Source organism: Gammaproteobacteria bacterium, from assembly GCA_040183005.1.
GTDB lineage: Bacteria > Pseudomonadota > Gammaproteobacteria.
In genome coordinates, this window is the sequence record JAMPIW010000002.1 from 266,544 (window position 1) to 280,841 (window position 14,298).

Consider the following 14,298-nt stretch of genomic DNA (forward strand, 5'->3'; position numbering starts at 1 on the left):
ATGCACGACGCGTAGCAACTCAACGCCTTATCTTTAACAACATTAAACTTACAGCTTTGACATTAAAGCTCTGCAGCGTGAGCAGCCAGATACTCGGCAACCCCTGCCGTGCTCGCCTTCATACCGGGCTTACCTTTCTGCCAGCCAGCCGGGCAGACTTCCCCATGCTGTTCGAAGAATTGCAGGGCATCCACCATGCGGATGGCCTCATCCACGTTCCGCCCCAGGGGCAGGTCGTTAACTACCTGGTGACGCACGATGCCGTCACGGTCAATGAGAAAGGTACCGCGCAACGCCACCGCATCATTGATCAGGACATCGTAATCACGGGCGATAGACTTGGTAAGATCCGCCACCATGGGAAACTTCACCTGCCCCAGACCACCATTGTTGACCGGGGTGTTTTTCCATGCCAGATGGGTGAACTGGGAGTCCACGCTAACTGAGATGACTTCGGTATTACGATCCTTGAAATCCTGGTAGCGGTGATCAAAAGCCAGGATCTCCGAGGGGCACACGAAAGTAAAATCAAGGGGATAGAAAAAAAGTACGGCGTGTTTGCCCTTGATATGCGAAAGCAGGTTAAAGCTTTCGTTGATCTCATTGTTGCCCATCACTGCGGTTACAGTGAAATCCGGCGCGGGTTTGCCAACTAAAACGGCCATTGTGTGCCTCCTTACGTTTTAATAATAGAAATAGAATAAGTCCAATTGTGGGTGAAGTGTATCAAATATTCAAGGAAGAATGGCCGTCATTTTTTCTCCGCCACCAGCCGCGCAAACTGCCCTTCCCTGAGCGGCGTATTGTCCAGCACCGAAAAACCGCTGCGCTCCAGCAGATAAGCCAGGTCATCGCGGGAAAAGCGGTTGTGCTCGATAAAGTGGGTGAAGATATCCTCCAGTTCGTCCAGCGGCGTGGCGGGATCGAACACCTTCTGCTCCGATGTCTCGTTGCGGACGTAAAAATCCAGTGGCGAGCGCACCCAATCAAGCACATAAAAACGGCCACCCTGCTTGAGGCAGCGCCGCACCTCGCGCAGCACGCGCACCGGCTGGCTGAGTTCGTGCAACACCACCGAAGCGATGGCGGCGTCTATGGAGTTGTCAGCCAACGGCAAGTGTGGATCATGCAGATCGGCGGGGATCACCTCGCAACCCGGGGGCAACTCCCCCATCGCCTCCAGCATATAGGGCGCACACTCCACCCCGATGGCACGCGCCCCCGGATAGCGCTGGGCAAGCGCTCGCAGGAAGAGTCCCGGACCACTGCCAAGATCGAGCACCACGGGCGGCGTAGACAGCACCGGCTCAATCCACTTCCCCCACGCCACCCAGAATTCCTCATTGAAACGGCCCGCGAAGGTATCCTTCATCAACTGGGCAAAATTTTCACCGTGGCGGTGATGTTTTGCGAGCATGGCCTGGGTACGTTCCAGCATTTCTGACATAAATTTCTCACGGTTAAGAATGCGCAATGGTCTAATATTTATGGCCTGTCGGCCTTATTCGATCTCAAATCCTATGATGTCCGGCACCTCGGTGGGTGTACACACTACATCTATGACATGCGCCAGCGGTGGGCCGTTCCATAGCCAGCCGCGCAACTTTTCCACCTGCTCCGCTTCCCCACAGGCCAACACTTCAACACGCCCATCGGACAAGTTTCGCGCCCAGCCGGTGACGCCCAACGCCAAGGCATGCCTGCGCGCAGCAGCGCGGAAGGCGACACCCTGTACCCGTCCTGATACCAGACAACTCACACAAACCGTCATATGGAAAAGCCCATCTCACACCAAGTAACGCTATAATTCACAGACAGCTCTACGCCCTCTGTGACAAACAAAATATCAAGGAGAATCCATGACCAACGATACCACCTGCCGCACTGAAAAAGACAGCCTGGGCGAACTGGCCGTGCCCGCCGATGCATGGTATGGCATCCAGACGGCCCGTGCCGTTGCCAATTTTCCCCATCAGCGGTCGCGGGCCGGACCGCGACTTCGTTGCCGCCCATGTGCGCATCAAGCGCGCCGCCGCCGCCGCCAACCAGCAAGTGGGGTGGCTGGACGATACCCTGGCCTCCGCCATCACCACGGCATGCGACAAGATCCTTGGCGGCGAATACCTTGACCAGTTCGTGGTGGATCGTTTTCAGGCCGGCGCAGGCACCAGCCACAACATGAACAGCAACGAGGTCATCGCCAATCTTGCCAATGTGGCGCTGGGTGGCGTGCGCGGCGCGTACACGCCGGTCAACCCCAACGATCATGTCAACATGGGCCAAAGCACCAATGACACCATCCCCACCGCGATCCGCCTCGCCGCGCTGACCAAACTGCCGCGCCTGCTTGCCGCCGTACGGACGATGGCAGACGAGTACGCGCGCATCGGCGCCAATGAGGCCGACACCGTTAAGAGCGGGCGCACCCACCTGCAGGACGCCGTGCCCACCACAATGGGGCGTGAATTCAACGCCTATGCCTGGACGTTGCGCCGCTGCTGCCAGCGTCTGGAGCAGGCCCGTCAACCTCTGTGCGAAACCGGCTTGGGTGGCAGCGCAGTGGGAACGGGGCTTAATACCGCGCCAGATTATGCAGTCAACGTGGCGGCGGAACTTGCGCGCTTGACCGGCGAGCCGATCCGCGCGGCGAACGACCTGGTGGCGCAGATGCAATCCATGCACGACCTGCAAACCCTGTCATCGGCGATCCGCGACCTCACCCTGGAACTGATCCGCATCGCCAACGACATGCGTCTGCTGGCCTCCGGCCCGCGCACCGGCTTGGGCGAAATACTGCTGCCTCCGGTACAGCCCGGCTCCAGCATCATGCCGGGCAAGGTGAATCCGGTGATGTTCGAAATGCTTAATCAGGTGTGCTATCAGGTGCTGGGCCAGGATGCCGCCATCGCCGCCATGACCCAGGCCGGACAACTGGAGTTGAACGTGATGATGCCAGCACTGGGCTCGGCACTGTTCGATGCCATGGACTGGCTGACCAACGCCATCAACGCCGCCACCGAACTCAACCTCAAAGGCCTGCGCGTGGACCGCGAGCGCTGCAAGGAATTCCTGCACAACAGCGTCGGCCTCGCCACCCTGCTCAACACCCGCATCGGCTACGCCGCCGCCGCCGAGGTCGCCAAAACCTCGGAAAAGACCGGCCGCCAAGTGCGCGACATCGTATCCGAACAAAATCTCATGACAGCGGAAGAATTCGATGCACTGGTGTTAAAGGCAGCGCAGGAGGGAAAGATAGAATAACGCCGGCAGATGATGCAAGCTACAGAAAACACTAGAGATGATGGGGTACTACATTACCGAAATATTTCAACATTGCTCGCCCTCCCTATTGCTTCGATTTACGCGCACCCGATAGCGATAGCGTCGACACCACATTGACCGTCACATCATCCACGTACCAGCCCGGACCCACACCACCATTGCCTAATCCATCGCGGCTCTGTCCCAGCAAAAAGCCGAGGCGCACCTTCTTGGCCGCATACGCCGACAAGTCCACCGAGGCGTTCGTCCATACCCCGGAAGTCAGCGTGTAACTGGCCAGCGTCGTCCAAGCTCCCCATACGCCGGAAGAGGTCTCCACGGAAATCTGCACATACCCTGCATCGGTATTATCGAAGGAGAACCAATGCCAAAAGCGCAGTCGCAACTCCTCGTCCGCACCCAAAGCGGGTAACCGCAGTGAAGGACTCACGAGCCGACCTTGGGTGTCTTCCGGATAATTGCCATTCAGGACGGTGCCGGCACATTGTGTGCCGCTGTGACACGCTGCCGGTCCCGCAGTCGGGGCACCGACCTCCCACATACCGTTGTCCGCCGACCAGTCACCCAGGCCGCTCTCGAAGCCGTCCGCATAAGGCAACGCCTTGGGCAATGGCTTTGCAATCTCAACCGCTACATCATCCACATACCAGCCCGGACCCACACCACCGTTGCCGAATCCATCGCGGCTCTGCCTCAGCCAAAAGCCGAGGCGCACCTTATTGCCCGCATACGCCGACAAATCCACTGAGGCGCGTGTCCATACCCCGGAACTCAGCGTGTAACTGGTCAGCGAAGTCCAAGCGCCCCATACACCGGGTGAGGTCTCCACGGAAATCTGCACATACCCTGCGTCGGTATTATCGAAGGAGAACCAGTGCCAGAAACGTAACTGCAATTCTTCGCCCGATTCCAGCGCGGGTAACTGGAGCGAGCGGCTGATCAGCCGACTCTGCGTGTCTTCCGGATAATTGCCATTGAGAACCGTACCGGCGCAGCGTGCTCCGCTGTGGCATTGCGTAGGAGCGGTGTCGTCCGGATCTCCGATCTCCCATACCCCATTGTCGGTCGACCAATCTACATCGAGATCCGCGTTCTCATAATCGGTGGTATACAGCGGCGCCGGACCCGGCCCCGGTGGGTGTCCATATAACGACTTGAATATGCCGAGATCCAAGGAGTTGATACGTCCATCGCCATTCAAATCGGCGTTCGGGTTATAGTTTGGATCTCCTATCACACTGCCAAAGGCCTTTTTGAAGAGCCCGAGGTCGAGCGAATTGGTTAGTCCGTCGTTGTTGAGGTCGGCATCACAGAGGTTGCCCAAACCGTCCTGATCAGTATCACGCTGATCGGTGTTTACTACGACGCGACAGTTGTCGCGGATATCAGGGATGCCGTCACCATCGAGGTCCGTTAAGGCAAAAGCGGGTGCTGCGAACAAGAACAGCGCGGCGAGAATCACTACCTTCCTCATAAAGCCTCCCTGAAATACAACTGTATCCCAAAAGTATCAACCCACCGATATCAGAGGGTCATATCAAAATAAGATACCCATCTTTTCCATTCCCTAACAATTCATCTCGCCGCCGTAAAACAAAGATCCGCGCTCCTTATCAAAATTGCTCGTCAAGCATTAAAGAAATGGCCTGACCCTTGGGCTTATGGATTTTCATGCATTAACCGGGCCGATCATATGATCGGCCGGTTTCTCCGGTTAAGGTGTGGTTCTCAGTGAGAGAACATTGCGGGTCAATTCAACCCCGACGGACCCGGCGGTAGACCGAACAACTTCTTGAACGTACCCAGGTCGAGGGAATTTACCCTGCGGTCGCCATTGAAATCAGCGGCATCCTTAAGGTCATCATTGGCAGTTGAGGTCGGCCCGAAGGCCCGCTTAAACAGCCCCAGATCGAGCGAGTTGGTCATGTTGTCATTGTTCAGGTCGCCATCGCAGATGTTGCCATATCCGTCACCGTCGCTGTCGAGCTGGTCCGGGTTAGGAATCTTTAAGCAATTATCGGCATAGTCAGGCACCCCGTCGACGTCGCTGTCCGCCTGCGCCCCGAACGGCGTGAACCCACTCGATGCAGTCATCAGTTTGTCCGTCCCTGCAAACAGACAGCTGAATTGTTGGGCCTGCAACTTCGGGTCGCGGAGTTCGCCGCTGAATCTGCCATCACGTCCTACAAATACCGTGATGCTAACCGGAAGAATCTGCCGCTTGCCATCGATTCCAACCACCTGAACAAACAGTCCCTGGCCAGTGGGATAATAATCACCAATACCCTCCAGCGTGCCTGCGAAGGTAATCAACCCGTTGCTATTCTTGTCACCGGTGCACCGTAACCGCGTGCGATTAAGCACACGCGAATCCACCTGCACACCACCGAGGGGTTTGTACTCGGGATGAACATCCTTCGGATTCATGTTATTCACCAGCATATTTAAGTACGATGCGGACACGTCGGTGAAGAAGCGCTTGCCGACTGGCTGAGGCGTAGCGCCGGACCGAATAATGATAGGCAGGTCGACAACCTGGGCAGGTGCCAGCTCAATGGTTTTCTTGCCGCCATTCAAGTCCACCTTCCAGTCATCCGGGACGTCTGTCTTATAGGTAAGATAGAAGGTTTTTTTCTGCACAAAATCATCATTGTGCAAACGAATGACATCCTTGAACTTCGGCACACCCGGGCCAGTTGACGGTGCCTGGAAGTAAGATATGTTCTCTTGTTCGCGATCACCATCCTGGTTGCCTAGCACCAGCTCTCCTGCCACGGCGGGCATCTTCACCCGCACACAGGTATGGAAGGCAAAAGTGCCCGCTGCGATTTGCGCAGGGGTCAACGCGAAGTTTGGCGTCCATTCCACATAGACGTCGACGGTGCCCCCGGCTGGAATGGAGGCGAGCGCAGGAAACTGCGCTGAGCTGACGCTGCCAATGGGCGCCCAACCACTCGCTCCGGCGATGCCGAGTCCGGGTGGGTCAGTAATCTCCCAGTTGACCACCACGTTAGTCGCCGCCTGAGTGCCGACATTCCGAACACGGGCGTAAAGCCGATTGACCTGGCCGACCGCAGGGTCATCACCATTCCCCACCGGGACAGTGCCGCCAGCAAGATCCGACCACATGCCATAACGGTAGGTGCCGTAGCCGTTGACGGGGCTGTCGACCCAGATATCCGTTGTTTCCCAGGTATTGCCCGGTGGAGAGGTCCAGGGATTGAGCATGATGTCGGGCTGTAGCGCTTGATCATTGCAGCGCGCCGTGACGGTGTAGTTGTCATCGTCTATTTTCTTTATGGCAACTGTGATGCCATCGCCGCTAAAAGTATCACCACCGTGCCACAGCGCATTACGATTACAACTTCCTGTGCAGCCTGGCGTCTGGTTGCGGCCGATTACTTGCACCACCGGGTTAGCGCCTTCATTGACGCGCTCAATTATCACGCCTTCGTCGGGAATGCCATTGGGCGTGAAAAAGGCATTGAGTTCATCACCCAGCACACGGCGGCGTACGCTCATCATATAGTAGAAGGAACCCGTGAGCTGTACTTTAAATGCCTGTATGTTGGGTTTGCCGGTCGGGTCATACTCCATGGCCCAAAGGTTGGCGATCTCTCCCCCTTTGGCACAAGAAATCGTCTGGTATTTTGAGGGTGGTAGCCAACCTGGAAAACCCTGGGTAGTCTGCTTCTCAAATGGTCCTGTCTGACCGGGATAATTAGCATCCATCAACTCAAATGCATTGTTGTAGTTGCTTGGATGCGCAGGCCCGGCTTGCTGGAAGGCATGTCCCATCTCATGCGCCCAGCGCCCCCAGACTGCCCTGTCACTATCACTCGGGTTTTCGCTGAAGATAGCACAGCCCACATACTTTACTGGCCCGCCAGGACCCATATTCAGATTGCACTTGGTCGCCTGCCCACGGTGAAACTGTGCGGGATTGGTCTCCGCCATCACGACCATCACTTCATCCACATTGGTCCAGTCCAGTCCAGCGGGAGCGTTGGCGATGGCATCGTCAAGAACCTTGCCGAATTTGGTGCCGTTTGAAAGATCCCCATCAACGAAATCATCGATATAGGCGCTTCGATTGTCCGGCAACTGAATCAGGTTCGAAACAACGGAGGATATGTTGATTTTGGTATAGGAAGTGTGCTGCCAGAGAAGATTGAGATCGGTGTCGAAGAATGATTGAACTTGCGCTTGTGAGTAACGTGATGTCGCCGCGTAGTCGTGGAAGTAAACTCGTAGCACCATCGCTTTTTTGGTGCCAAGCACATCGGCCCCGAAAGAAAGGAGAGGGGTTATTAGTCCCCCACCAAGCAACAGCAACACGCAGAATTTTCTAATTTTTGTTCCGAAGCCAGTCATGGTGTTCCTCCCAAGCATGGATACTTCGAGAAACGCGCCCCCACACGCAAGGGCGCGGGATTAAATTGAAAAGGCTATATCACCGTGACCGCCACCAGGTTGGCCTCTCGTTCTGCAGTGAAATAGCCCAATGGTCACACCCACCGCATTTTACGTGCGAAACCGAAAATACCGAGACCGACAAGCATCATCCAGGCCTCTGAAATCTCAGGCACTGCTTGCACCATGCCAGGGTTTAGCGTCACAGAGACGAGTGATCCACCTGAGGCAAAAGGATTAGTAACGTCTTCGCGCAGAATTAAAGGACTGGCGCCCATTCCAACCGCAGAAAGCTGAATACTGCCGATGGGAAAGTCGCCTTTTGGATTACTGGCAAAGCTATTGAACTGGATATTCGAGACATGGCCTCCCACATTGTCGATTGTTCCTGGGCTTGGCGAGAATTCCCACAGCGGATTGATTGTCACTCCCGTCACATGAATGATGGCCGGGTTAAAATCCAGATTTATCCCACCACCGTCAAGCACGTCAACAAAACTGTGGCCTTCCAGGTCAATCGAGAACGAATCCCCGACGTTCACTATTTTGGGTGTCGGATTAAAATCAACTGAAGCGGCATTTGCGACGGCAGAACATAACAGACACGTGGCGAGTACAAATGATTTTTTCATTGCATGCTCCTTGCGTTGTTGGTGACTTTTTAATCTTCGACGTTGTCTTCCCTCCCCTCCCTATCATTTTTGTTTAAGAAACCACACAACATAAGTAAACGAGTAAAATAGTGGGTTTATTCATCGGGTGCATTTTCCTTTCTCGAAGCGCAGCAACGACCTCCCACGCAATTCAAAAAGTTTCCTCAGCACTCAAGGGGACATAGAATCACAATTTATTGATCCTGTCAATAACATAACAGTGTATGTAGCGAGCAAGTAAACTGTCCTGAGTTGTAGCACATGATCTGTCCGGTTTTATAGTGGCCTTCCACGGGGGGGCAGACTATGAACCGGGCAGAATTCATGCAGGAACTACGTAAGATGCGATTTGAAGAGGCGTATAAAGGCTGGACAGAGAAGCGCTTAAGCCAGCGCGAAGCGGCAGAGATACTCGGCGTGTGTGACCGCACCTTTCGGCGTTATGTGCAGCGCTTTGAGGGCGACGGCGTGGAGGGCTTGATTGACTATCGTTTAGGGCAAGTCTCCCACCGACGGGCACCGGTAGACGAAGTCATTGCGTTGACCACCCTGTATACCACACGGTATAGCGGCTGGAATACGCGGCACTTTCATGAGCGCTATCAACAAGGTGGCGGTAAGCGCAGTTACACTTGGGTGAAGAGTGCCTTGCAAAAAGAAGGCGCTGTAAAACGCGGGCAGGGCAAAGGCAAACACCGCAAACAGCGCGCCCGGCGCGCCCTGCCGGGCATGATGATTCATCAGGACGGCAGCACCCATCAGTGGGTACCAGGGGTGTACTGGGATTTGATCGTGACGATGGATGATGCCACCAACGTGCACTACTCGATGTTTTTTGTCGAGCAGGAAGGCACCGCCTCGAGTTTTCGGGGGGTGCGTGAAGTGATTGAGCAGAACGGCCTGTTTTGCTCGTTTTATAGTGATTGGGGCAGCCATTATTGGACCACCCCGGCGACGGGAGGAAAGGTTGATAAGGTGAATCTGACCCAGGTTGGTCGTGCCCTCAAGCAGTTAGGCATCGAGCAGATCGCGGCGTATTCGCCGGAAGCGCGGGGGCGATCTGAACGCATGTTCCGCACCCATCAGGAACGTCTGGTGAAGGAGCTGGCGCTCAGGTTTTCTGCCGCATACGCTCCTATCTGTCGACCTGTCGCAAACATGGCGTTGGCGTGGGTGAGGCGCTTGAGCGACTATTCCGCGACAAATGGCCAGATTTCATTCAAGAAAAGCTGGATGGGATGAAGGAAGGTGCTGAATAGTTACCATTACCGAAGTATTTTCATCTCTGTGATTTCTTCTGTGGCTAACCGCTTTTTAATAAGCTCAATGAGACACCGCCACAGTAGTCAAGGAATAAGGTCCCTTCCCTGATACAAACGGCGAACCCGCCACCAACGTCAGCGCGCCTGTCTTGGGGTTAATGGAATAAGCCGACACATCATTATCGCCATTATTGGCTACGTAGACAAAACGTCCCGAAGGCTCAACTGAAACCGCATAGGGAAACCACTCCGTAGCTACGGGGGAGCCGACGCCAAGGGACAGCGCGCCCGTCCTGGGGTCGATAGCGTGGGCGGTAATGTTGTTGCCACTCCAGCTCACCACGTAGGCGAAATGATCCACCGGGTCAATGCTCACCGAGTAGGGTCGCGGCCCCGTTTTGAAGGGCGACCCCGCCACCGGCGTCAACTCCCCGGTCGCCGCATCAATCACATACGCCGATATCGTCGTAGAACCATAATTTGTGACGTAAACAAACTTGCCGGCGGGGTCGACCGTGGCGAAAATGGGATGAACATCTGACGCCGCCGGCGACCCTGCAACGGTCAGACCTCCGGTCTTGGGATCAATTTTATAAGCGGAGACTGTGTTCGAATCATAATTTGCCACATAGGCAAATCTGCCTTTCGGATCAATAGTTACCGACAGAGGATTCCCCTGTGTCGCGGCAGAATGCCCTATGGGCGCCAGCGCCCCGGTGCTGGCATTAACTTTAAAGGCGGAAACGCTGCTGGAATCACGCGCCGTGACATAGGCGAATTTCCCGGAGGGATCAATAGTAACCGCAAGCGGATGCACACCCACCTTGCATGGCGAACCGGCAATCTCTTTCAGCGCGCCTGTTTCAGTGTCGATTTTGTATGTCGAAACGCTGCTGGAACCCTGATTCACCACGTAGGCAAAATGACCCGAGGGATCAACGGTCACCGAAATGGGAAACTTGCCCGACGCAAACGGCGACCCCGCCACTTCTTTTAACGCCCCGCTGGCAGGATCGATCTTGTAGGCTGACACATTGTGGGAAATCTGATTTGCCGTGTAAACGAACTCAGACCTACTTTCCCTGGCCGCGCCCTCGCCGGAAAAGACCGGCGCAGCGCCCAGCAGCATCACCGATGGAAAGAAAAGCATCACGGCAATTTTCGTTTGAAACCGCATCTTAAAAGTCCTCCCAGACCAAGCGTGCCTTCAGAGCACGACGAAAATTACCGATACCCTGCCCATCACAGGAATTCCCGACTTATATCGTTGGTCTTTAATTACCATAATCCGGCCTACCTTACAAGCCCATGCACCAAAAATCCTTGATCCTAAAAAACTCAGTTATCCACGAAAGTCACGAAAAAACACGAAAATATTCAAATACATATCGCGTGTTACTTGCCACCCATCCGGTGAATTGCTGAAGCAATCCATGTTTTTGTTTTATTTCGTGAATTTCGTGGAGAAAAAGAGGTTTTAAGGTTGATTGGACCGTGATAAAGCAGTGCTATCCTTCAGGCATAGCGACCGAACCGGCAAATGACATCGTTGTCTACAATTACGCCGCCACCCACCGCACATGAGACACCGCCATGCTAATAAAAAAACCCAGCGAGATTCGATCCTCCGAAATTTTGGACCATAAGAGTTACCTGACACGGCGAGAATTTATACGCAACGCAGTCGGCGCGACAGCAGCAGCGGCATTGCTGCCAACATTACTGACACCCGACAAAGCGCACGCAGGGACAAAGCTGGCGGGACTGCGCAAAGGTCCCTTTAGCACCAGCGAGGAGCTGACACCTTATGAAGATGTCACGAGCTACAACAACTTTTATGAGTTCGGCACAGAAAAAGAGCAACCCGCCCTCATGGCGAAAAATTTTCGCGCCAAGCCATGGACAGTCACAGTGGAGGGAGAGGTCAACAAACCTGCGGTTTACCAGCTGGAGGATTTCATCAAACCCCATACACTGGAAGAACGCATCTACCGGCTGCGCTGTGTCGAGGCCTGGTCGATGGTAATCCCGTGGGTGGGCATACCTCTGGTGGACATCATCAAGCGCTTTGAACCCACATCAAAGGCCAAATACGTGGAATTCACAACCTTGCACGACCCGGCGCAGATGCCCGGCCAGCGTCGCGCCGTCCTGAAGTGGCCCTATGTCGAGGGCCTACGCATCGACGAGGCCATGCACCCCTTGACGATGCTGGCAGTGGGGCTTTACGGGGAAACCCTACCCAACCAGAACGGCGCGCCGTTGCGCCTGGTAGTCCCCTGGAAATACGGCTTCAAGAACATCAAGTCCATCGTCAAAATCCGTTTCCTGGAAAAACCACCGATTACCGCCTGGATGGCGGCCGGCCCCGCCGAATACGGCTTCTATGCCAACGTCAATCCCGAAGTCGATCATCCGCGCTGGAGCCAATCACGCGAACGCCGCATCGGCGAACTCTTCAAACGCAAAACGCTGATGTTCAACGGCTATGCTGAGCAAGTTGCGCACTTGTATGCGCACATGGATTTGAATAAATACTTTTAGAACTCACCCGCACATGACGAAAACCGAATGGGTCCAGCGGGTTATCAAACCCGCCATCTTTCTAATGTGCCTGATACCACTGGTACTGCTGGCGTGGGATGCCCTGAACAACCATCTGGGCGCCAACCCCATCGAGAAGGTCATCCGCCGCACCGGCGACTGGACGCTACGCTTTCTACTGATCACGCTCGCCATCACTCCGGCGCGGCGGCTGTTTGGCTGGAACTGGCTGATGCGGCTACGTCGCATGCTGGGCCTGTTCGCTTTTTTCTATGCCTGCCTGCACTTCATCATTTACCTCGGGATCGACCAATCGTTCGACGTGAATGAGATCATCAAGGATGTGATTAAGCACAAATATGTCACCGTGGGCTTTGCCAGCTTTCTTCTGCTCATTCCGCTGGCGGCCACTTCCACCAATGCAATGATGAAACGGCTGGGCGGCAGACGCTGGCAGCAGCTACACAAATCCGTGTATGCCATCGCCATTGGCGGGGTAATTCATTACCTGTGGCTGGTCAAAGCCGATCTGCGGGAACCGCTCATCTATGCGGCAATCCTGGCCGTGCTATTAGGCTACCGGCTTTGGGTTAAGCAACGCCAAGCATTACTCCCGGATGTAGTCCGCCCCTCTATTCACCCCTCCACGATCAGACCCGCAAAATAAAAAGGCGGGCCTAAGCCCGCCTTTTTACGCTATCACGCTATCGTCTTGTTTAAGGCAATTGCTGCGACAGGTATTCCGCCACCGCCTCAACCTCGTCCGCACTGAGCTTCTTGGCGATCTCGGACATCATTGCGCCGGGATCATTGGCGCGCAGGCCACTCTGCAAGTCCTTCAGCTCCTTGATGATATAGTCACGATGCTGACCACCAATCACCGGGAAAACGGAAACAGTAGGCGCCTTGCCTTTGCCACGCTCACCGTGGCAGTTGATGCAGGCATAGAGGTCTTTTTCAGGCCTGCCGTTCTTGAAGATATCCTCGCCCTTCTCGGCTAGCTTCTTGTTAACCTTGGCAAGAGGCTCTTTCACCATCGCCTGCTGCGAGAAATAGCTGGCGATGTCCTTCATATCCTGGACAGTCTCGACAGTGGCCGCCATCCCCGCCATGGTCTCGTTATTGGCTCGCACGCCAGACTTGAAATCCTTGATTTGCTTTACAATATAACCGGCATACTGGCCAGCGAGCCGAGGAAACTCGGCGCTCTCGCTATTTCCCGTGCCCCCGTGACAGCCCTGGCATACCGCCGACTTTTCCTGACCGGCAACAGGATCGCCGATAGGCACACCCGCAGCCCATGCGCCCTGCGCAAAAAACGCCAGAGAAAACAACGCAAACAACCCACCCACTTTATTCATTATCGCCATACAGTTAACCCTTAGTATTTTAGAATTATGACGCCCTCACCCCGTAAACAATCCCTGCCCCGTTACCGCCAAAAGACAGGTGAATTGATTACTTGTTATAGCAAGCCCTATTTCTTCCGTCAATCCGCATTGCGAATCTTATCTGCTCGACACCCCTTTGGGGCAGTACGTGATTGCCAAAAAATCAGTGTGACTGCGGATCATAAACCCGACAAGTTCATGGTTTTTATTGCGGCCACTCCAAATGGTAAGGGAATTTGACCGCCTGAGACTTGCCGTTACAGTCGAACGCAAGCTCGACGACCCACTCCCCGCCCATTGAAAACTCACCGCCGCGTGCCCGATAAACGCCCGTGGAGCCGTCTTGCACCATGTCGAAATAGGTCTTGTCGCTACTCATCTCCATGCCAGGCATGTACTGCCGGAAGCGTACCCGGCAATTTTTCGCGGGCTGGCCATCCTGCTTCACGGTAGCGATCACCTCCGCACTACTGCCCACTTCCGGCGGCATGGGATTGGTGTTCACCGACAGAAAAAAATTACCCGCCTGCTGCGATTTGGCCTGCGAGCCGGACTGCTCCCCGCCGGTACACCCCGTCTGAATCCATGCAATAAAAATGAGTGATAAAGAGAGTACGCGCTTCGAGTTCAATATGGTATCCCCTTGGCGACCAATAGCGATACTTTCAAAATACCATCAATGACAAGAATTGTGAATCATCATTACAAACCTGCGCCTCACCGCTACAATAATGCCAAGTCAATGCAGGAAGC

11 protein-coding genes and 3 pseudogenes are annotated in these 14,298 nt (G+C 54.8%); 5 read left to right on the forward strand and 9 right to left on the reverse strand.

Annotated features, from left to right (window positions below; all coding sequences use genetic code 11):
• Nucleotides 1–62 precede the first annotated feature (62 nt).
• The 3 genes from M3A44_02820 to M3A44_02830 form a co-directional block, all read right to left on the reverse strand.
• Nucleotides 63–665 carry a peroxiredoxin gene (locus M3A44_02820; GenBank protein ID MEQ6340594.1) on the reverse strand — a complete coding sequence of 201 codons (603 nt, stop codon included), beginning with the start codon at nucleotides 663–665 and terminating at the stop codon, nucleotides 63–65.
• Nucleotides 666–751: 86 nt separating this feature from the next.
• The gene (locus tag M3A44_02825; protein ID MEQ6340595.1) at nucleotides 752–1,447 is read right to left on the reverse strand and encodes a class I SAM-dependent methyltransferase; all 696 of its coding nucleotides are present in this window, start codon (nucleotides 1,445–1,447) and stop codon (nucleotides 752–754) included.
• Nucleotides 1,448–1,501: 54 nt separating this feature from the next.
• Nucleotides 1,502–1,771, reverse strand: a complete 270-nt coding sequence (locus tag M3A44_02830; GenBank protein ID MEQ6340596.1) for an acylphosphatase — start codon at nucleotides 1,769–1,771, stop codon at nucleotides 1,502–1,504.
• 88 nt (nucleotides 1,772–1,859) lie between these two features.
• On the opposite strand from M3A44_02830, the pseudogene M3A44_02835 reads away from it, so the two are divergent.
• A pseudogene (locus tag M3A44_02835) lies at nucleotides 1,860–3,261 on the forward strand (aspartate ammonia-lyase).
• 85 nt (nucleotides 3,262–3,346) lie between these two features.
• Here M3A44_02835 and M3A44_02840 read toward each other — a convergent pair.
• The 3 genes from M3A44_02840 to M3A44_02850 all read right to left on the reverse strand — a co-directional run bounded on the left by M3A44_02840 (nucleotide 3,347) and on the right by M3A44_02850 (nucleotide 8,327).
• Entirely contained in the window at nucleotides 3,347–4,756 is a 1,410-nt protein-coding gene (locus tag M3A44_02840; protein MEQ6340597.1) for a choice-of-anchor J domain-containing protein, read from the reverse strand.
• A 275-nt stretch (nucleotides 4,757–5,031) separates the two neighbouring features.
• Nucleotides 5,032–7,656, reverse strand: coding sequence for a dockerin type I domain-containing protein (locus tag M3A44_02845; GenBank protein MEQ6340598.1), 2,625 nt, complete (start codon nucleotides 7,654–7,656; stop codon nucleotides 5,032–5,034).
• A gap of 134 nt (nucleotides 7,657–7,790) precedes the next feature.
• Nucleotides 7,791–8,327, reverse strand: coding sequence for a cohesin domain-containing protein (locus M3A44_02850; protein ID MEQ6340599.1), 537 nt, complete (start codon nucleotides 8,325–8,327; stop codon nucleotides 7,791–7,793).
• A gap of 363 nt (nucleotides 8,328–8,690) precedes the next feature.
• Between M3A44_02850 and M3A44_02855 the strand changes: the two are divergent.
• Together M3A44_02855 and M3A44_02860 are read left to right on the forward strand one after the other, a co-directional pair.
• Nucleotides 8,691–8,809 (forward strand): annotated as a pseudogene (locus tag M3A44_02855) (helix-turn-helix domain-containing protein).
• Between the two features lie 642 nt (nucleotides 8,810–9,451).
• Nucleotides 9,452–9,607, forward strand: a pseudogene (locus tag M3A44_02860) (IS66 family transposase).
• Nucleotides 9,608–9,671: 64 nt separating this feature from the next.
• Here the strand turns inward: M3A44_02860 and M3A44_02865 are convergent.
• Entirely contained in the window at nucleotides 9,672–10,787 is a 1,116-nt protein-coding gene (locus M3A44_02865; GenBank protein ID MEQ6340600.1) for a lactonase family protein, read from the reverse strand.
• A 416-nt stretch (nucleotides 10,788–11,203) separates the two neighbouring features.
• Here M3A44_02865 and msrP point away from each other — a divergent pair, with 416 nt between their 5' ends.
• Nucleotides 11,204–12,154, forward strand: a complete 951-nt coding sequence (gene msrP, locus M3A44_02870) for a protein-methionine-sulfoxide reductase catalytic subunit MsrP (protein ID MEQ6340601.1) — start codon at nucleotides 11,204–11,206, stop codon at nucleotides 12,152–12,154.
• A gap of 13 nt (nucleotides 12,155–12,167) precedes the next feature.
• A complete protein-coding gene (locus M3A44_02875; GenBank protein MEQ6340602.1) occupies nucleotides 12,168–12,821 on the forward strand; it encodes a sulfoxide reductase heme-binding subunit YedZ in 654 nt (217 codons plus the stop codon).
• Between the two features lie 49 nt (nucleotides 12,822–12,870).
• Here M3A44_02875 and M3A44_02880 read toward each other — a convergent pair whose 3' ends face one another.
• Nucleotides 12,871–13,524, reverse strand: a complete 654-nt coding sequence (locus M3A44_02880; protein MEQ6340603.1) for a cytochrome c4 — start codon at nucleotides 13,522–13,524, stop codon at nucleotides 12,871–12,873.
• 226 nt (nucleotides 13,525–13,750) lie between these two features.
• On the reverse strand, nucleotides 13,751–14,176 hold the full coding sequence (locus tag M3A44_02885) for a FixH family protein (protein ID MEQ6340604.1): 426 nt from the start codon (nucleotides 14,174–14,176) through the stop codon (nucleotides 13,751–13,753).
• Nucleotides 14,177–14,298: the final 122 nt, after the last annotated feature.

Coding starts and splice junctions, on each gene's coding strand:
- M3A44_02820 (MEQ6340594.1), bottom strand. CDS start 665: ATGGCCGTTTTAGTTGGCAAACCCGCGCCGGATTTCACTGTAACCGCA.
- M3A44_02825 (MEQ6340595.1), bottom strand. CDS start 1,447: ATGTCAGAAATGCTGGAACGTACCCAGGCCATGCTCGCAAAACATCAC.
- M3A44_02830 (MEQ6340596.1), bottom strand. CDS start 1,771: ATGACGGTTTGTGTGAGTTGTCTGGTATCAGGACGGGTACAGGGTGTC.
- M3A44_02840 (MEQ6340597.1), bottom strand. CDS start 4,756: ATGAGGAAGGTAGTGATTCTCGCCGCGCTGTTCTTGTTCGCAGCACCC.
- M3A44_02845 (MEQ6340598.1), bottom strand. CDS start 7,656: ATGACTGGCTTCGGAACAAAAATTAGAAAATTCTGCGTGTTGCTGTTG.
- M3A44_02850 (MEQ6340599.1), bottom strand. CDS start 8,327: ATGAAAAAATCATTTGTACTCGCCACGTGTCTGTTATGTTCTGCCGTC.
- M3A44_02865 (MEQ6340600.1), bottom strand. CDS start 10,787: ATGCGGTTTCAAACGAAAATTGCCGTGATGCTTTTCTTTCCATCGGTG.
- msrP (MEQ6340601.1), top strand. CDS start 11,204: ATGCTAATAAAAAAACCCAGCGAGATTCGATCCTCCGAAATTTTGGAC.
- M3A44_02875 (MEQ6340602.1), top strand. CDS start 12,168: ATGACGAAAACCGAATGGGTCCAGCGGGTTATCAAACCCGCCATCTTT.
- M3A44_02880 (MEQ6340603.1), bottom strand. CDS start 13,524: ATGGCGATAATGAATAAAGTGGGTGGGTTGTTTGCGTTGTTTTCTCTG.